This is a genomic window from Cobetia sp. 14N.309.X.WAT.E.A4, assembly GCF_030397495.1.
Classification (GTDB): domain Bacteria; phylum Pseudomonadota; class Gammaproteobacteria; order Pseudomonadales; family Halomonadaceae; genus Cobetia; species Cobetia marina.
Genome location: NZ_JAPNXT010000004.1, coordinates 12615 through 31617 on the forward strand (window position 1 = coordinate 12615; position 19003 = coordinate 31617).

Below are 19003 nucleotides of genomic sequence, written 5' to 3' on the forward strand. Positions count from 1 at the left end.
TGATCAGAGTGAGCTCAGGCGTTACCCGTAGAAGCGCGCTTCGTGCAGCGGCAGCACCTCCTTGAGGGTCAACGACGCCTGCCAGAGCGGCTGCCTCGCGTCATCGTGACAGGGCGCCAGTGCGACCTGCATCCTCAGCGCCAGCACCTCGACACCGGCGGCCTGGGCCGCGGCGAAGGCCTCGGCATAGGCCGGGTCCAGGTGAGCCGCCGGCGCGACATCCTCGATGGCATCGTGCGCGACGCAGAACACCAGCACACAGCGATGACCGGCCGCGACCAGCGCGGCAAGACTGGCAAGGTGACGGCGCGCGCGCGTACTGACCGAGTCCGGAAAATACCCATGCCCATCCGGCTCACGCAGGGTGAGCTGCTTGACCTCGACATAGATCGAGGCGGCCTGCTCATCGCGCGGCCATAGCTGGAAATCGAGCCGCGAGCGCTCCGCGACCTCACTGCCTGCTGGCATGACCTCGACTCGCGCCTCCCGCTCGATTCGCGCCAGATTCGTCAGCCCTCTCTCACGCAGCGCAGCATGCAGTGCAGGCGGGCACTCTGACGAGTCACCCTCCCGCAGGACCGCCTCGACATGCGCATTGGCACGTCCGGTATGCACCGCCACCAAGGCCTCACGCCGACCGCCAGCCCCGGGAGGGTCCAGGGGCAGGCGAATCAGCTCCCAGGTCCAGGCAAGCTTGCGCTTCGGGTTGTTGGACGGTGACAGCCATACCTCACAGCCTTCCACGCACACGGCACGCATCGAGCCGGTATTCGGACAATGCGCCGTCACCACCTCGCCTGCCCGTTCACCCTCGAGCAGCTCCACTTCAGCGAAGAAGCGCTTGTAGCGCCGGATCAGCCGACCACGATACAACCCTGTCAACTGCATCAGGCAGATGCTCCCGCCGGGGCAGCACGCCGCTCCAGGAAGCGCTCAAGTCTCGTCAGGGCTTCGCGCAGACGCGCCTCATCGGCCGTGAAGGCGATCCGCACATGGCGACGTCCATCTGCCAGCGCGAAATCGGTCCCCGGCGTGATGGCAACGTTCTCTTCCTCCAGCAAGGCACGGCAGAAGGCCTCGCTGTCATGACTCAAGTGCGAGATATCCAGCCAGACGTAGAAGGCGCCCTGCGGGGGAACCGACGGTGCCAGCCCGAGACGTTCGAGTCCGGCCAGCAGCACGCCGCGCCGCGCCTCCAGCACCTGGCGGCGGCGTTCGAGCTCGGCCTCGCACTCCGGCGTGAAGGCCGCCAGCGCCGCATGCTGCGCGGGGGTGGAGGCGGCCAGGAAGACATTCTGGGCCAGGCGCGACAACGGCTCGACCGCCGCTTCCGGCGCCACCAGCCAGCCCAGTCGCCAGCCGGTCATGCCGAAATATTTCGAGAAGCTGTTGATCACGAAGGCATCCGGACATTCCGCCAGCGCCGTATGTGCAGGCACGCCATAGGTCAGGCCCTGATAGATCTCATCGACCAGCAGGTGAGCGTCTCGGGCTCTGCACAGCTCCCCCAGCGCCTGCAGCTCCTGTGGCGACAACACGTGCCCGGTGGGATTGGAAGGAGATGCCACCATCACCGCACGGGTGTTCTCGCGCCAGACCTCATCGGCAAGCTCCGCGGTCAGCTGCCAGCCGCTCTCGGCGCTGACAGGCACCACGTCGAGCTGGGCATCGACCAGCCCCATGAAATGGCGATTGCACGGGTAGGTCGGATCCGCCATCAGCACGCTGTCACCGCGCTCGGCACACAGCAGGGTGGCCAGCAGCAGAGCGCCAGAGGCGCCGGGCGTGACGATGATGCGCGAGGGCGAGACCGTGACACCGTGACGGCGCTGGTAGTCTGCCGCGATGGCGTCGCGCAGCGCGGGCAGGCCACAGGCGGGCGTGTAGCGAGTCTGGCCGGCGGCCAATGCCGCCTGGCCGGCCGCGATCACCGGCGCAGGGGTCGGGAAGTCGGGTTCGCCCACTTCCAGATGGATGACATCATGCCCGGCAGCCTCTCGCGCCTGGGCGGCTTCCAGCAGCGTCATCACGCGAAAGGCGGCAACGGATTCAAGACGGCGGGCAAACTGCATGATGGCACTCCTCGTGACGGAAGCTTCATTCTAGGCACCTGCCAAGGCCCATTCCCACCCCCTTTTCACAGGAAAATGCATGTTTGCGTGAACAGGCCTGTTCATGAGCCGGCACAAACTATCGTCGGAGTTCGGTTGCAAACTTGTCATTTTTACGCTAAATAAGCTGATCTTCTCGCGAGGGCAGCAGTCAGGACAGCCCCCTCGCCGTGGCCAAGGAGGCAGTGCAACAGACTGTCGACGGCCCAAGTCACCTTGCGGAATGAGGCGGTCCCATGCCAGTAGCTGAAACCAAGCCGGAAGCGCTTAAGAAATTCACCCCGTACGAGCCGGCAGCGGGTGAAGAGTACATGAACGAGAAGCAGCTAGCGCACTTCCGTCAAATCCTGCTGGACTGGAAACAGGAGCTGATGGAAGAGGTTGATCGCACCGTGCGTCACCTGCAGGAAGATGCCAACAACTACGCGGACCCTGCAGACCGTGCCACTCAGGAAGAGGGCTTCAGTCTCGAACTGAGAACGCGTGACCGCGAGCGCAAGCTGTTGAAGAAGATCAACGAGACCATCGAGAACATCGATGAGGACGATTACGGCTTCTGCGAAGCCTGTGGCGTCGAGATCGGTATCCGCCGACTGGAAGCACGCCCGACCGCGACCCAGTGTGTCGACTGCAAGACGCTGGCCGAGCTGAAGGAAAAGCAGCTGGGCCGCTAAGCCCCGCTGTCGGTGAACCGACGGCCCGCCGTCGACCTCATCCCCCATACGGGCACCCTCCTTGGAGCGGTGCCCGTATGCGTTGGGGTCCGGACAGCCAGACATTCCCCCAATCACGGACGCCGGAGCCCTGCCGATGCCCACCGCCTACCGTGGCCGTTTTGCCCCGACCCCCTCTGGCCCACTGCACGCCGGTTCACTGCTGGCGGCCGTGGCCAGCTACCTGGATGCCCGGCATCACGCTGGCCAATGGCTGGTGCGCATCGAGGACATCGACCCGCCACGCTGCCCCGCAGGCAGCGCCGACACCATCCTGCGTCAACTGGAGGCCTTCGGGCTGCACTGGGACGGCGCGGTGCGCTATCAGAGTGATCGCCATGCCGCCTACGACGAGGCGCTCGCGAAGCTCAAGGCCACGGGTATCGCCTATCCCTGTGATTGCTCCCGCAAGCAGTGGCGGGACTTCGCGGTCTATCCGGGCTGGTGTCGCGATCGCGATGAGCCACCCGCTGGCGAGCACGCCTGGCGTCTGGACGTGCGAGCGGCAGAGCGCTTCGGTGGAGCCGGTGCCATCGCCGGCTGGCACGATCGCCTGCAAGGTCCGATCCAGCAGGAACTGACGACACTCGGCGACGTGGTGCTCAAGCGTCGCGATGGCCTGTGGGCCTATCAGCTGGCCGTGGTGGTGGATGATGCCGAACAGGGAATCACCGACGTCGTACGCGGCCTGGACCTGCTCGACAACACGCCCTGGCAACGCCTCCTGCAGGCGTCCCTTGGTCTCCCCACACCGCGCCTGACGCACCTGCCACTGATCACCGCCGACAATGGGCAGAAGCTCTCCAAGCAGAACCTGGCCCCGGCCCTGCCGGTCGATGAAGTCGCCATTCGCCAACTGCTGCATCACACGCTGACGCTGCTCGGACAGGCACCGCCAGCCGAGCTGGCCACTGCCAGCCCCGCGGAACAACTGGCGCACGCCACGCCACGCTGGTCGCTCGCGAACGTTGGCGCGGCCCAGTCACTGCGCATGGCCATGCCATTTCCATGACGACCAGGCCAGCCACGATTGTCGGATTGCCAGCCCACGGGGAACAGGGGAGACTTTGTACGAGATAGCCAAGGCATCAGCGCCATCTCATTTCTTCACGCACTCCATCAGGCGAGCGATAGCATTCCATGGCCCGGATTCTGATCATCGAAAAGGAAGGTGCCACACGCACTGCCCTTCAGCATCTGCTGGAGCGCGACGGGCACGGCGTGGTGCATGCCAATGGACTTGAAGACGCCTGTCGTCAGAAACCCGGCGAGTTTGCACTGGTCATCTGCGATGTCGCGCTCGCCGGAGAACATGCCAAGCCCGTTCTCGAGGCCAGTCACCCTGCCCCGGTGATCCTGCTGGCGGATCCCCCCAGCCTGCATGGCGCCATCGCCTGCCTGAAAGCCGGCGCCGCGGATTATCTGCCCAGACCCTTCGATCAGGAGGCCTTCGCGCGCAGCGTACGTGAGGCGCTGGCCTTGCCGCGCAATGACGATGCGCCGTCCCCCTCATCGCGCCCCTCCTCTCATTCCGGAGCCACCGGCTCGCAGGTCGAGATGATCGGCCACTGCCGTGCGATGCAGCAGGTCTACACCCGCATCCGCAAGGTGGCCCCCGCGGATGTCACCGTACTGGTACTTGGCGAATCCGGTACCGGCAAGGAGCTGGTCGCACGTGCGATTCATCGCCAGAGCGGACGGCATCAGGCACCGCTGATCTGCGTCAACTGTGCCGCCATCCCGGAAACCCTGATCGAATCCGAGCTGTTCGGGCATGAAAAGGGCGCCTTCACCGGCGCGACGAATTCACGCACCGGCCTGATCGAAGCCGCGGATGGCGGCACCCTGTTCCTGGATGAGATCGGGGAACTGCCGCTGGATGCTCAGGCTCGCCTGCTGCGTGTCCTTCAGGAGGGTGAGATACGTCGCGTCGGTGCCATCGAGACGCGCCATGTGGATGTCCGCCTGATCGCGGCCACTCACCGTGACCTGCACCGCCTCTCCGCGACCGGCGAATTCCGCCTGGATCTCTATTATCGCCTCAACGTCATGGAAATTGACCTGCCTGCGCTGCGTGAGCGGGGAGATGACGTGCTGGAACTGGCCGAACACCTGCTGAAGGGCATCGCGCGCCGGCATGCCCGGGAGGGGATGCGGCTGTCACAGCGTGCGCGCCAGGAAATCCATCAGTACGGCTGGCCCGGCAATGTGCGCGAGCTCGAGAATGCCCTGGAGCGCGGCGTGATCCTGGCAGACCGTCGGATCATCGCCCCGGAAGACCTGGGCCTGCGCGCCGAGCATGTCCTGCGAAGCGATACTGCTGGCGGCCGTCCACAGGAGCCCCTCGCCCACCAGCCGCCTCCCGTCACCTCAGCACCGCGTCCGCAGGCCGAAGGTGCCTCTCCGGCACGGGAGACCGCCCCCCCTCGACCCGCACCTCCACTCGCCAACCCGACACCGGAAGAGGAGGACCTGTCTCTCGAGGACTACTTCCAGCATTTCGTTCTCGAACATCAGGACCACATGAGCGAAACGGAGCTAGCCCGTCGTCTCGGCATCAGCCGCAAGAATCTGTGGGAGCGCCGTCAGCGGCTGGGTATCCCGCGCAAGAAGGCACGCCGTGGCAGCGCGACGTCCTGAGGCATCATCAGCACATGTCTCCCTCAAGCAGGCGCATGGGCAGGCTGACGATCACCAGCCGACCTGCGGGCTCCCCATCCGCATTGCACCAAGCGGGTGCTCGCCCCCACGACTCACCTGGCCGTCTTCGAGACATCAACACTCAAACCCTTCAGGACTCGGCAGGCAGCCTGCCGGCCTCGCTAGACTTTAGTGCCGAATCCATGCCGGAAAACACTTCCCAATCATTAGCTTGCGAGTCACTCCGTTAGACCTTCGCACCAATTGTTACCATCGACCCCAAACAGTGCCCCCATCCAGCGCGGTAATGGCCACGTCAGGTAACACCTCAGCCTCACCTACGCCTCACGTCTCAGCGACCTATGTCTAAATGACTGAATTACGTGTTTTTTTTAAGCTGTGGCACATCCGATGCAATAACACGGTCAAGAAAAAGAACAACCGGAAATACGAAGCGCGCCCAACAACAACAAGATTGCGCAAGGCTTCGAAAACCCTCGACACCAACAACAACAAGATTCGTCGAGCGAGTGACATTGATGATGACAGGCAAGCACGGCCGAGATTCATGGCCGGATGCTGGAGCCACAACAAGAACAAGCGGCCGCACGTCATCATCCGCCGAACCAACAACAACAAGATATCGGCAGTCCGGAATCTACTGACCAGGACGCGACGAATCCGGCCTCGAGTGCCAACAACAACAAGATACTCGACCCCGGATCACCCCCGACCCAACAACAACTCGCGGGGGGAGGCTATTCAGCCGTCGGTGAATGGAAGATTGTTTTGAATACGAGATGGTCACTGAACAGACGGTCAGATAACAACAATAGCTTCATCTGTCTGCGTGATTGGCGACTGTGGTGCGTATTCAAGGCGATGCGCCTTCACGAAAAAGAACATCTGCTCAAGGATGCGTGTACTCTACCTGAAAGGGAGACCGAGAAATCGGTCTCCCTTTTTCCTTGCCCGAGAGGCATTTCTTCCCTCATCAGGCACCTTGAAGTGCAGTCTCGGCCCATCAGTGGCAGACCGGCGCTTTGCCAAGGTATCTGCCCTCCGCTACACTGGGCGGCCTGCTACGCACGAGTCGAATCGCTGCATGTTCAAAGGATTTACCCGCTTTCTCCAACGCCCCGGTGACCGCTTGAAGACGCTTTTCAATGCAACTGACGCGCCCGAGGCCACCCTGCCCAGCCTGCGTGTGATACCGCGGGATGAGCATCCCGTGTCCCGCCGCCAGCTCAGCGAAAACGCGCTGAAGGTGCTCTATCGCCTGCAGAGCGGCGGCTATCAGGCCTATCTGGTCGGTGGCTGCATCCGCGATGCCCTGCTCGGCGAGCGCCCGAAGGACTTCGACGTGGCGACCAACGCCACGCCGGAACAGGTCCGCGAGCTGTTCCGCAACGCACGCATCATTGGCCGACGCTTCCGCATCGTGCATGTACGCTTCGGCCGTGAGGTGATCGAGGTCACCACCTTCCGTGGCAAGCCTGCCGACAGCACGCCGAGCCAGCATACCCAGCAGTCGGAAGATGGCATGCTGCTGCGCGACAACGTCTGGGGCTCCATCGAGGAGGACGCGCTGCGCCGCGACTTCACGATCAACGCCCTCTACTACGACGTGTCCGACTTCACGATCCACGACTGGGCGCATGGCGTGCGTGACATCGAAGCGCGCATGATCCGCCTGATCGGTGACCCGGAAACGCGCTATCGCGAAGATCCGGTCCGCATGCTGCGGGCGGTCCGCTTCGCCGGCAAGCTGGACTTCGACATCGAGGAAGCCACCGCCGAACCGATGTACGAGCTGGCACCGCTGCTGCTGCAGATTCCGCCGGCACGCATGTTCGAGGAAGTGCTGAAGCTGTTCATGTCCGGCTACGCTCTGGAAACGTTCCACCTGTTGCGTGAGTTCGGCCTGTTCCAGATGCTGTTCCCGGAAACGGAAGAGAGCTTCGCGCACTATCACTGGTCCATGCCGCTGATCGAGAAGGCGCTGGCGAGCACGGATGATCGTATCCGTGACGACAAACCGGTCACGCCGGCCTTCCTCTACGCTGCGCTGTTGTGGCCTGGCGTCAAGGCACGCACCGACCAGCTGGTCGCCAGTGGCATGCCGGACATCCCGGCCGCCCACCAGGCGGCTCAGCAGGCGATCGCCCGTCAGCTCAACCACACCTCGATTCCGAAGCGCTTCAGCATCCCGATGCGCGAGATCTGGGACATGCAGGCCAAGCTGCCGCGTCGCCGTGGCAAGCGCGCCTTCCAGACCCGCGAGCATCCACGCTTCCGCGCCGCCTATGACTTCCTGCTGCTGCGGGAATTCGCCGGCGAAGTGAAGCCGGGACTGGGCAAGTGGTGGACCGACTTCCAGGAAGTCGATTCCCGTGCTCAGGTCGCCATGATCGAAGGCGTGTCCGATGAGGGGCCGGCAGGCAGCAAGCCCGCGGGCACCAAACGTCGCGGCAAGCGCCGTCGCAATGGTCGTGGACAAGGCTGAGCACTGACGTGCCGACGCAGGAACCTCGCATGACTTCGACAGCCTTGATCGGCCTCGGTGCCAATCTTGACGATCCGCGCGCTCAACTCGAGCGCGCACTTGAGGCGCTGGACCGCCTGCCGCTGACCCGCTGCACGCGCCACTCGCACCTGTATGCCAGCAAGCCGGTCGGGCCTCAGGATCAACCTGACTTCGTCAATGCCGTCGCCGAGCTCACCACACGCCTCTCCCCCCTGGCGCTGCTGGATCAACTGCAGGCACTCGAACAGCAGCACCGTCGCGTACGATTGCGCCACTGGGGGCCTCGCACCCTGGATCTGGATCTTCTACTGTTCGATGATCGCTCCATCACTACCCCGCGCCTGTCAGTGCCGCACCCCGAGATGCTCACACGAGGTTTCGTGCTGCGTCCACTGGCGGACCTGCTGGGCCCCGTGCGCGTTTCCTCCCTGAGCGAAGATGACCTGGAGACGCTGGCACAGCGGGTTGAAGGAGATGACTTGCTCCCCCTCGGGCCTCGGGAGTAGAGTTTCGCCACATTGTTACCGATGCGCCCACTGATCGTGGCTCGGTAACACTTTCTGGTAACACCGGCTCGTCCTGTCAGGTCGCGCACATGGCTCCCCGCCTGCGACGATCCTGGCCACGTCGTCCGTCCGACGCCACGGACACGACAAGGCACACGCGCCGCAACGAGTACGCTTCCTGATGAAAAACGTCACCCTGAGCACCCTGCGCCGCCTCAAGGCCGACGGTGAGACGTTCAGTTGCCTCACTGCCTACGACGCGACCTTCGCCCACCTCGCTGGAGAAGCCGGCATTGAAGTACTGCTGGTCGGCGATTCCCTCGGCATGGTCCTGCAAGGCCACACCAGCACCCTGCCTGTCACCATCGATGACATCTGTTACCACACCGCGGCCGTCGCGCGTGGCAAACAGGGCAGCCTGGTCATGGCTGATCTTCCCTTCATGAGCAATGCCAGCACCGAGACACTTCTCGACCATGCCGCACGTCTGATGCGTGCCGGTGCCGAGATGGTGAAGGTGGAAGGCGAAGCCTGGCTCGCCGAGGCCGTCACGGCCCTCGTCCAGCGTGGCGTGCCGGTCTGCGTGCACATGGGCCTGACGCCGCAGCATGTCCATGCCTTCGGAGGCTACAAGGTGCAGGGCCGCGAGGAAGCGCGCGCCACGCAGATGATCGCCGACGCCCGCACGCTTGAAGCCGCCGGTGCCGCGATCATTCTGCTCGAGTGCGTGCCTGCCGAGCTCGCCGCACGCATTCGTGATGCGGTCGAGGTGCCGGTGATCGGTATCGGCGCAGGCGTCGAGGTGGACGGCCAGATTCTGGTCATGCATGACATGCTCGACCTGACACCGGGCCGCAAGCCGCGCTTCGTCAAGAACTTCATGGCTGAGGCCAGCAGCGTGCAGGACGCCTTCGCTGCCTATCATCGGGCCGTCAAGGAACGCAGCTTCCCGGCAACGGAGCACACCTTCTGATGGAGACCCTCACTCACATCAGCGCCCTGCGCGAGCGCCTGGCCGAGGTGCGCCGCAAGGGCCTGCGCATCGCGCTGGTGCCCACCATGGGCAATCTGCATGCAGGCCATCTGTCCCTGGTGCGCGCGGCACGCCGACAGGCGGACTTCGTCGTCGCCAGCATCTTCGTCAACCCGCTGCAGTTCGGGCCGGGCGAAGACCTCGACAGCTACCCGCGCACGCTTGTCGATGACCAGAACGCATTGACCACAGAGGGCTGTGATCTGCTGTTCGCCCCGTCGACAGCGGAGCTGTACCCCGAAGGGCGCACCGGACTGTGCAACGTGCAGGTCCCGGGGGTCTCCGAAGGCCTGTGCGGTGGCAACCGACCGGGACACTTCGATGGCGTGGCCACCGTCGTCAGCATCCTGTTCCATCTGGTGCGTCCCGATGTCGCCTGTTTCGGCGAGAAGGATTTCCAGCAGCTGGCGGTGATCCGCAAGCTCAATAGTGATCTGCACTTCGGGATCGAGATCCTCGGCGTGCCCATCGTGCGTGCCGAGGATGGTCTGGCACTCTCCTCGCGCAACGGCTACCTGAGCGCCGAAGAACGTGCCATCGCCCCTCGCCTTGCGCAATGCCTGAATGCGCTCAAGGACAGCCTCGAAAGTGGCACCGCGCCTGCCGAGGCCCTGCGCGTCGCGCTGGCCGCCATCAGCGAGTGCGGCTTCAAGCCGGACTATCTCGAACTGCGCCGCGCCGAGGACCTGGGCCCGGTGCAGGACGACACCCGTGATGCCGTGATTCTGGTCGCGGCACACCTGGGACGTACCCGTCTGCTCGATAACCTGAAGGTCGCCTTGCCGGTGGCCTGATGCCTGAATAGACTGCGCCGCCCTGCCTTCACGACCGTGTCCCGCGTTCCGGTCATCAAGGCCTCCTGCGCCCGGCGGCGCTCAACCGGAGATATCCCGATGCAAGCCATCATGCTCAAGGCCAAGCTGCACATGGCCCGCGTGACCCATGCCGTTCTCAATTACGAAGGCTCCTGCGCCATCGATGGTGACCTGCTCGACATGGCAGGCATCCGTGAGTACGAACAGATCCAGATCTACAACGTGGACAATGGCAAGCGTTTCACCACCTATGCCATCCGCGGTGAAGAAGGTTCGAAGATCATCTCGGTGAATGGTGCCGCGGCCCACCAGGCCGACGTCGGTGACCGCGTGATCATCTGCGCCTTCGCCAACTATGCAGAGAGCGAGCTGGAGGCCCACAAGCCCTCCATGGTCTATCTGATGGAAGGCAATGAGGTCAGCCACACGGCCAACGCCATTCCGGTGCAGATGGCCTGATCGCCGTCCTCCCACGGCAATGAAACACGCAACGACGACGCCAGCCCCGCGAAAGCGGAGCTGGCGTCGTCGTTGATGGCCACGCAAAGGGGCGCCCCCCCGGAGCACGTATGGCAAATGGCTGACAGACCCACGACGCTTTGACGATTGCCGCATTGCACAACACTGCCTTATGCTGGAATCTCGCATCAGCAAGGCTGCAAGCCCTCTACCCGATTCGACAGTGCAGGGCGCAGCGTCTTTGACTCAGACAGTCTCGCGAGAGAACAGGAGCGTTCAGATGCAAGATGTGGTGATCGTAGCAGCTCGTCGTACCGCCGTAGGTGCCTTCGGTGGCAGCCTCGCCGGCATTTCCGCCGCTGACCTCGGGGCACATGTCATCAAGGATATCCTCGCCAGCACAGGGGTGAGCGGTGATCAGGTCGACGAAGTTCTGCTCGGCCAGGTGCTGACGGCAGGCTGCGGCCAGAATCCGGCTCGTCAGACCGTCATCAAGGCAGGCTTGCCGGAAGGCGTGCCGGCGATGACCATCAACAAGGTCTGTGGCTCTGGCCTGAAGGCACTGCATCTGGCCACCCAGGCCATCCGCTGTGGCGATGCCCAGCTGATTCTGGCCGGCGGTCAGGAGAACATGTCACTGTCTCCTCATGTGCTGCCCAACTCCCGCAATGGCAAGCGCATGGGCGACTGGAAGGCGATCGACACCATGGTCCACGACGGACTTTGGGATGCCTTCAATGATATCCACATGGGCATCACCGCCGAGAACCTGGCAGAGAAGTACGAGATCACCCGCGAAGCGCAGGATGCCTTCGCTGCCGCATCCCAGCAGAAGGCCTGCGAGGCCATCGAGGCGGGCCGCTTCAAGAGCCAGATCGTTCCGGTCGAGATTCCGCAGCGCAAGGGCGACCCAATCGTCTTCGACACCGACGAGAACCCGCGTGCCGGCACCACTGCCGAGAAACTCGCCGGCATGCGTCCAGCCTTCAAGAAGGAGGGTACCGTCACCGCAGGCAACGCCTCGGCGCTCAATGATGGTGCCGCCGTGGTCATGCTGTGTTCCGTCGACAAGGCCCGCGAACTTGGCCTGACGCCGCTGGCGACCATCAAGGCGTACTCCAACGCCGGTGTCGACCCGAAGATCATGGGCATCGGGCCGGCTCCCGCCACCCGCCTGTGCCTCAAGAAGGCCGGCTGGAGCCTGGAAGATCTCGATCTCGTCGAAGCCAACGAAGCCTTCGCCGCCCAGGCGCTCTCCGTCAACAAGGAGCTGGGCTGGGATGTCGACAAGGTCAACGTCAATGGCGGTGCCATCGCGCTGGGCCACCCGATCGGGGCATCCGGCTGCCGTGTACTGGTCACGCTGGTACACGAGATGATCGCCCGCGATGCCAAGAAGGGTCTGGCGACCCTGTGCATCGGCGGCGGCCAGGGTGTCGCACTGGCCATCGAGCGCAGCTGATCGCTCACGGATGATCTCCCGCTGCCCCCGCGATCACGGGCACCAGGAGACAAGAAAGCCCCCGCCAGTCCTGCTGGCGGGGGCTTTTCATTGGGCTGAGGGGATGGTGGCCTTACTGGCCGTCTGCCGCCTCAGCAAGCTTCTCGGCTGCCTGACGTGCCACGAAAGCCGCCTTCTCTTCCTCGCTGATCTCCTTCAGCGACAGCTTGACGCGATTGCGGTTGTCGATGTCGAGCACCTTGACCACGACCTCATCGCCTTCATTGAGATAATCGCGCACGTCATTGACGCGCTCCTCGACGATCTGGGAGATATGCAGCAGGCCATCGGTGCCCGGCATGAAGGTGATGAAGGCCCCGAAATCGGCGATGCGAGCGACCTTGCCGGCGTACAGCTTGCCGATCTCCGCCTCGGCGATGATGCCCTCGACATAGTGAGCGGCCGCCTGGGCCTGGGCCTTGTGCTCGGCATAGATACGCACGCTGCCGTCATCGTCGAGATCGACATTGGCACCGGTCTCTTCACAGATCTTGCGAATGGTCGAGCCACCCTTGCCGATCACGTCACGGACCTTGTTCGGCGCGATCTTCAGCGACAGCATCGCCGGGGCGTTGTCGGACACCTCTTCGCGGCTACCCTTCAAGACAGCGTTCATCTGCTCGAGAATGGTCAGGCGCGCCTCAAGGGCCTGCTCCAGCGCCTGCTCCATGATGGCCTCATCGATCCCCTCGATCTTGATGTCCATCTGCAATGCCGTGACGCCCTCTGCCGTCCCCGCGACCTTGAAGTCCATATCCCCCAGGTGGTCTTCATCCCCGAGAATATCGGTCAGCACGGCCACGCCGTCGGCGTCCTTGACCAGCCCCATGGCAATCCCCGCCACCGGCGCCTTGAGCGGTACCCCGGCATCCATCAATGCCAGCGACGCACCACACACGGACGCCATGGAGCTTGAACCATTGGACTCGGTGATCTCGGAGACGACACGGATCGCGTAGGGGAAGTCCTCGACGGTAGGCAACATCGACTCGATCCCGCGTCGCGCCAGACGCCCATGACCGATCTCACGACGCTTGGGAGAACCGATGAAGCCCGTCTCGCCGACACAGTAAGGCGGGAAGTTGTAGTGCAGCATGAAGCGATCATGCTTCTCACCTGACAGTCCCTCCACCAGCTGGGCGTCACGTGTGGTGCCCAACGTTGCCGTCACCATGGCCTGTGTCTCGCCGCGAGTGAACAGCGCAGAGCCGTGGGCCTTGGGCAGAACGCCAACGGCAATGTCCAGCGGACGCACGGTGCGTGCATCACGACCATCGATGCGCGGCTCACCGGCAATCACGCGCTGACGGACGATGCGCTTCTCCAGTGCAGCGAAGGCACTGGCCACCGCACTCGCCTCGAAGCGTGCATCCCCTTGCGTCTCCAGCGCCTGAATCGCCCGAGCCTTGAGTGATGCCAGCGCATCCTGACGCTCCATCTTGTCATGCAGACGGTAGGCCTCACCGATCTCCTCGCCCACCTCACGCTCCAGCGCCTCCATCAACACGCTATCGTGCGTCTGGGCGACCCAGGACCACTGGGGACGATTGACCTTGGCGGCAAACATCTCGATCGCCGTGATCACCTTCTGCATCTCATGATGGCCGTAGAGCACCGCGCCCAGCATCTCGTCTTCCAGGAGTTCCTGCGCCTGGGACTCGACCATCAGCACTGCCTGCTCGGTACCTGCCACCACCATGTCCAGCTCGGAGTGGGCAAGCTCGCTGTAGCCGGGATTCAGGAAGTAGCCCCGCTGCTCACTGAAGCCGACACGCGCCGCTCCCACGGGGCCGGCAAAGGGCACACCCGAGATGCTGAGCGCCGCCGAGGTACCGATGAGCGCCGCGATATCCGGATCGACATTGCGCTCTGCCGACATCACCGTGCAGACCACCTGCACCTCATTCATGAAGCCTTTCGGGAACAGCGGACGGATCGGGCGATCAATCAGCCGCGAGGTCAGCGTTTCCTTTTCCGTCGGGCGCCCTTCACGCTTGAAGAAACTGCCGGGGATGCGGCCGACCGCGTAGGAGCGCTCCTGATAATGCACCGACAACGGGAAGAAGGACTGTCCAGGCTTGGCGGACTTGCTGGCCACTACCGTGCACAACACCGAGGTATTGCCCATGGTCACCATCACGCTGCCGGTGGCCTGACGCGCGATGCGACCGGTCTCGAGCGTGATGGTGTCATTACCGTACTGGAAGCTGTGCGTAACCGGGTTCACGGCGCATGTCCTTTAGTCTGATGTCGTCGATGTCCGGCGCTCATGGTAATGCGCGGCGCAGACAATGAAAAGCGAGTGAGTCTCACGCAGCATGCGGGCTGCAGCCGGATCGGGAGGCGATTGCCCGCCCGCTTCTCCCCACGGTATCAGGCACAAAAAAACCGACACCGCCCGCAGGCAGTGTCGGTTTTCCTGTGCCCACCGGGGGCCCGCCATGCACCGGAATGCATGGCGGCAACATCGCTGATTAGCGACGCAGACCCAGACGCTGGATCAGAGCGGTGTAACGCTCGAAATCCTTGCGCTTGAGGTAGTCAAGCAGCTTGCGGCGCTGGTTGACCATGCGGATCAGACCACGACGGGAGTGGTGATCCTGCTTGTTGGCCTTGAAGTGGCCCTGCAGGCCATCAATGTTGGCGCTCAGCAGTGCAACCTGAACTTCCGGGGAACCGGTGTCGTTCTCGCCACGGCCGAATTCGCTAACGATCTCAGCCTTCTTCTCAGCGGTAAGTGCCATCTGTCTCTCCAGTAAGCAATATGCTTGGTAGATAAGAAATGTCGAAGACCACGCATATTTGCAGTCTTCATGCGGCTTGCGGCCAGGCCGCAATCAGCTCACCCAGCCGCCGCCTCGACAGCGGAGCTGAGCAGTCGGCGAGGAGCGATGATGCCCTCCGCCGCAATCCGGACCAGCCCGAGCAACTGCTGGTCCTGATACACACGAGCCAGGGAGTCCACTTCCAGCGACCCTGTCGTCGTTTCAGCCTGTTGACCACGCAATATCTTCCGAGCCATCTCGGCAGTGATGTCGAGACGTGGAAGATGATCGAGCAGGATGTCGACAGGCAACAGAACGCCTTCACGTGCCTGCTGATCTGCCAGCGCCTCGAGGCGCTCGAAATCCAGCATGGCATCACCCGTGAACGGGCCTGTCTTGAGACGACGCAGTGCCGTGAGGTGGGCTCCACAGCCCAGCGCCTCGCCGATATCCTCGGCCAGACTGCGTATGTAGGTGCCCTTGCTGACCGCCACTTCGATCTCGATACCATCGGAGTGCCGTGCAAGAAGCGCCATATTGTAGATGGTAACGCGACGGACTGCACGCTCGATTTCAATTCCCTGGCGCGCCAGCTCATAGAGCGGACGTCCCTGGTGCTTGAGCGCGGAGTACATCGGCGGCACCTGATCTATCTCGCCACGGAACCGGTCCAGCACCGCTTCCAGCTCGGACTCCGCAAGCTCGGGAATCTCCCGCTCACGCAGTATCTCGCCTTCCGCATCACCGGTGTCGGTGACCTGGCCAAACTTGATCCGTGCCCGATAGACCTTGTCCGCCTCGAGCAGATGCGAGGAGAACTTGGTGGCCTCACCGAAGCAGACCGGCAGCAAGCCGGTTGCCATCGGATCGAGCGTGCCGGTATGCCCTGCCTTCTGTGCCTGGTAGAGGCGGCGTGCCTTCTGAAGCGCGTAGTTGCTGGACATGCCCTTGGGCTTGTCCAGCAACAGTACGCCGTCAATCGGCAGGCCGCGACGACGACGGCCCATCAGGCGTCCGGCGTGGTGCCCGGGGCACCGTCTTCGCTGTCATCATCACCACGTTCTGCACTGCGCTTGCGGTCATCAGCGACCGCCGTATTGATCAGTGAAGACAGGTGATGGCCACGAACGACGCTCTCATCGTAATGAAAGCGCAGTTCCGGCACGTGACGCAGCTGAATGGTGCGCGCCAGCTGGGAGCGCAGGAAACCTGCCGCGCGCTTGAGCACGGCAAGATTTTCCTTGATGCGTTCCGGACTGTCGTCACCCAGCAGGGTCACGTAGACATCGGAGTAGGACAGGTCGCGGCTGACCTTGGCGGCGCTGACCGTCAGCATGCCAAGGCGCGGGTCCTTGACCTCGCGCTGAATCAACAGCGCGAGCTCCTGCTGGATCTGGTCCGCCACGCGGTCAGTACGGCTGTATTCACGCATCCGTGATCTCTCCTCGCAGGGGCGCTATCAGAGGCTACGCTCGACCTGAATCTGGTCGAACACCTCGATCTTGTCGCCCACCTGCACGTCGTTGTAGTTCTTGACGCCGATACCACATTCCATGCCGTTGCGGACTTCGTTGACGTCATCCTTGAAGCGACGCAGGGATTCCAGCTCGCCTTCGTAGATGACCACGTTGTCACGCAGCACGCGGATGCGCTTGGAGCGGTACATGGTGCCTTCGACGACCATGCAACCGGCGATGGCGCCGATCTTCGGTGCCTTGAAGACATCGCGCACTTCGGCCACACCCACGATCTGCTCGCGGAATTCCGGTGCCAGCATGCCGCTCATGGCCAGCTTGACCTCGTCGATCAGCTGGTAGATGACGCTGTAGTAGCGCAGATCCAGGCCTTCACGCTCGACGATCTCACGGGCGGAAGCGTCAGCACGGACGTTGAAGCCGACCAGGATCGCTTCGGAAGCGAGTGCCAGGTTGGCATCGGTGCCGGTGATGCCGCCGACGCCGGAAGAGACCACGGCCACCTTGACTTCGTCGGTGGAGAGCTCTTCCAGAGCGCCACGGATGGCTTCCAGAGACCCCTGCACGTCGGCCTTGAGGACGACGTTGACCTTGGCGACTTCTTCCTGACCCATCTGGGAGAACATGTTCTCCAGCTTGGCCTTCTGCTGACGCGCCAGACGCACCTCGCGGTACTTGCCCTGGCGGAAGTTGGCGACTTCACGCGCCTTCTTCTCGTCCGGGACCACGGTGAACTCTTCACCGGCTTCCGGCGTGCCACCTAGGCCCTGGATCTCGACCGGCATGGCCGGACCCGCGGAATCGACCTGCTTGCCGACTTCGTTGATCAGCGCACGCACGCGGCCGTAGTGCAGGCCAGCGAGGACGATGTCGCCCTTCTTCAGGGTACCGTTCTGGACCAGCACGGTCGCGACCGGGCCACGGCCCTTGTCGAGACGCGACTCGACCACGACGCCTTTACCCGGCGCGGACGGCACGGCCTGAAGCTCGAGCACTTCGGAGACCAGCAGGACGGCTTCCAGCAGCGCGTCGATGTTTTCGCCAGTCTTGGCGGAAACGTGGACGAACTGGGTATCACCACCCCATTCCTCGGAGATGACGCCGTGCTGGGACAGCTCATTCTTCACGCGGTCCGGATCAGCGCCTTCCTTGTCGATCTTGTTCACTGCCACGACCAGCGGGACACCCGCGGCCTTGGAGTGCTCGACAGCCTCGATGGTCTGCGGCATCACGCCGTCATCGGCAGCCACCACCAGGATGACCACGTCAGTCGCCTTGGCACCACGAGCACGCATGGCGGTGAACGCCGCGTGGCCCGGAGTATCCAGGAAGGTCACATCGCCGTTGTCGTGCTCGACGTGATAGGCACCGATGTGCTGGGTGATACCACCCGCTTCACCTGTGGCCACCTTGGTACGGCGGATGTAATCCAGCAGCGAGGTCTTGCCGTGGTCAACGTGACCCATGACAGTGACGACCGGCGCGCGAGTGATCTGCTCACCCTCGTAGGAGATACCCTCGAGAACGGCTGTCTCGAGCGCGTCATCCTTGATCAGCTTGGGCGTGTGACCCATTTCCTCGACCACGATGGTCGCGGTTTCCTGATCGATCGTCTGGTTGATGGTGACCGCAGCGCCCATGTTGAACATGGCCTTGATCACTTCAGACGCCTTGACGGCCATCTTGTCGGCGAGGTCTGCCACCGAGATGGACTCGGGGATGGAGACTTCACGCACGAAGGTCTGGACCGGCTTCGGCGGCTGGCGATTGGTATCGCGACCACCACGACGACCGCCGCGACGCTCTGCGCGCTTGACCTTCTTGGCCCCGCCACGCTTGCGCTCGCTGCGATCTTCACGGGCCTCACGGCGATCACGTGATTCATCACGCGGCGCAGCCTTGGCGCGACGCGGTGCATCACCACGCGGCTCCTTCGGCGGCGCATTGACTTCCGGCGCAGCATCCGCGACCGGTGCAGCGGCAGCGGCCGGAGCACTCTGACGCGGACGCTCTTCGCGACGGTTGTCGTTGCCACGACGCTCATCACGCTGCGGGGCAGCAGCCGGCTTCTCGGCGGCAGGCGCCTTGGCAGCCTGTGCCTCAGTCGCCGGCGCATCTGCAGCCTGCTCTTCACCATCCTTGACGTAGGTACGCTTCTTGCGGACCTGCACCTCGATGGACTTGCCGCGACCGCCGCCAGTGTTGATGCGTGACTTGGTCTTGCGGGTCAGGGTAATGCGGTTCTTCGGCGCTGCCGGGGCAGCACCACCGCCGTGGCTCTTGGTGAGGTGGTCAAGCAGCTTCTGCTTGTCGACCTCGGACACGGCGTCGTTCTCTGACTTGTGCTTCAAACCAGCTTCGTGCATCTGTTCCAGTAGGCGGGCTGACTCGCGGCCCACCTTCTTGGCGAATTCTTTGACTGTCATTTCTGACATGTACGACCCTCCTGAGCCCGTGA

At 63.3% G+C, this 19003-nt stretch carries 16 protein-coding genes; 9 read left to right on the plus strand and 7 right to left on the minus strand.

Annotated features, from left to right (window positions below; translation table 11 throughout):
* Nucleotides 1-21: 21 nt before the first annotated feature.
* Together OW493_RS06955 and OW493_RS06960 are read right to left on the minus strand one after the other, a co-directional pair.
* Complete coding sequence (locus tag OW493_RS06955; RefSeq protein ID WP_289863717.1) at nucleotides 22-888, minus strand: DNA/RNA nuclease SfsA; 867 nt, start codon at nucleotides 886-888, stop codon at nucleotides 22-24.
* A complete protein-coding gene (locus tag OW493_RS06960; RefSeq protein WP_084209477.1) occupies nucleotides 888-2072 on the minus strand; it encodes an aminotransferase class I/II-fold pyridoxal phosphate-dependent enzyme in 1185 nt (394 codons plus the stop codon). The genes OW493_RS06955 and OW493_RS06960 overlap by 1 nt, the downstream gene beginning before the upstream one ends.
* 275 nt (nucleotides 2073-2347) lie before the next feature.
* On the opposite strand from OW493_RS06960, the gene dksA reads away from it, so the two are divergent.
* The 9 genes from dksA to OW493_RS07005 all read left to right on the plus strand — a co-directional run bounded on the left by dksA (nucleotide 2348) and on the right by OW493_RS07005 (nucleotide 12266).
* On the plus strand, nucleotides 2348-2785 hold the full coding sequence (dksA, locus tag OW493_RS06965) for an RNA polymerase-binding protein DksA (RefSeq protein ID WP_077379460.1): 438 nt from the start codon (nucleotides 2348-2350) through the stop codon (nucleotides 2783-2785).
* Nucleotides 2786-2921: 136 nt separating this feature from the next.
* On the plus strand, nucleotides 2922-3836 hold the full coding sequence (gene gluQRS / locus OW493_RS06970; protein WP_289863718.1) for a tRNA glutamyl-Q(34) synthetase GluQRS: 915 nt from the start codon (nucleotides 2922-2924) through the stop codon (nucleotides 3834-3836).
* 128 nt (nucleotides 3837-3964) lie between these two features.
* Nucleotides 3965-5464: a sigma-54 dependent transcriptional regulator gene (locus OW493_RS06975; protein WP_289863719.1), complete on the plus strand. Its 1500-nt coding sequence runs from the start codon at nucleotides 3965-3967 to the stop codon at nucleotides 5462-5464.
* A 1105-nt stretch (nucleotides 5465-6569) separates the two neighbouring features.
* A complete protein-coding gene (pcnB, locus tag OW493_RS06980; protein WP_077379465.1) occupies nucleotides 6570-7970 on the plus strand; it encodes a polynucleotide adenylyltransferase PcnB in 1401 nt (466 codons plus the stop codon).
* A gap of 29 nt (nucleotides 7971-7999) precedes the next feature.
* Nucleotides 8000-8497 carry a 2-amino-4-hydroxy-6-hydroxymethyldihydropteridine diphosphokinase gene (gene folK / locus OW493_RS06985; RefSeq protein ID WP_289863720.1) on the plus strand — a complete coding sequence of 166 codons (498 nt, stop codon included), beginning with the start codon at nucleotides 8000-8002 and terminating at the stop codon, nucleotides 8495-8497.
* A 181-nt stretch (nucleotides 8498-8678) separates the two neighbouring features.
* The gene (panB, locus tag OW493_RS06990) at nucleotides 8679-9470 is read left to right on the plus strand and encodes a 3-methyl-2-oxobutanoate hydroxymethyltransferase (protein ID WP_289863721.1); all 792 of its coding nucleotides are present in this window, start codon (nucleotides 8679-8681) and stop codon (nucleotides 9468-9470) included.
* Complete coding sequence (gene panC / locus OW493_RS06995; RefSeq protein ID WP_289863722.1) at nucleotides 9470-10324, plus strand: pantoate--beta-alanine ligase; 855 nt, start codon at nucleotides 9470-9472, stop codon at nucleotides 10322-10324. Before panB ends, panC begins: the two co-directional genes overlap by 1 nt.
* Before the next feature lie 99 nt (nucleotides 10325-10423).
* Complete coding sequence (panD, locus tag OW493_RS07000; protein ID WP_077379473.1) at nucleotides 10424-10804, plus strand: aspartate 1-decarboxylase; 381 nt, start codon at nucleotides 10424-10426, stop codon at nucleotides 10802-10804.
* A gap of 280 nt (nucleotides 10805-11084) precedes the next feature.
* Nucleotides 11085-12266, plus strand: coding sequence for an acetyl-CoA C-acetyltransferase (locus OW493_RS07005; protein WP_289863723.1), 1182 nt, complete (start codon nucleotides 11085-11087; stop codon nucleotides 12264-12266).
* Nucleotides 12267-12378: 112 nt separating this feature from the next.
* Here the strand turns inward: OW493_RS07005 and pnp are convergent, their stop codons facing one another.
* The 5 genes from pnp to infB form a co-directional block, all read right to left on the minus strand.
* Nucleotides 12379-14532, minus strand: coding sequence for a polyribonucleotide nucleotidyltransferase (gene pnp / locus OW493_RS07010; protein WP_289863724.1), 2154 nt, complete (start codon nucleotides 14530-14532; stop codon nucleotides 12379-12381).
* A 247-nt stretch (nucleotides 14533-14779) separates the two neighbouring features.
* Nucleotides 14780-15049, minus strand: coding sequence for a 30S ribosomal protein S15 (rpsO, locus tag OW493_RS07015; RefSeq protein WP_065392421.1), 270 nt, complete (start codon nucleotides 15047-15049; stop codon nucleotides 14780-14782).
* A gap of 98 nt (nucleotides 15050-15147) precedes the next feature.
* A complete protein-coding gene (gene truB / locus OW493_RS07020; RefSeq protein ID WP_077379479.1) occupies nucleotides 15148-16077 on the minus strand; it encodes a tRNA pseudouridine(55) synthase TruB in 930 nt (309 codons plus the stop codon).
* Nucleotides 16077-16502 carry a 30S ribosome-binding factor RbfA gene (gene rbfA, locus OW493_RS07025; RefSeq protein WP_065392581.1) on the minus strand — a complete coding sequence of 142 codons (426 nt, stop codon included), beginning with the start codon at nucleotides 16500-16502 and terminating at the stop codon, nucleotides 16077-16079. The genes truB and rbfA overlap by 1 nt, the downstream gene beginning before the upstream one ends.
* 27 nt (nucleotides 16503-16529) lie before the next feature.
* Complete coding sequence (gene infB / locus OW493_RS07030; protein WP_077379481.1) at nucleotides 16530-18980, minus strand: translation initiation factor IF-2; 2451 nt, start codon at nucleotides 18978-18980, stop codon at nucleotides 16530-16532.
* Nucleotides 18981-19003 lie beyond the last annotated feature (23 nt).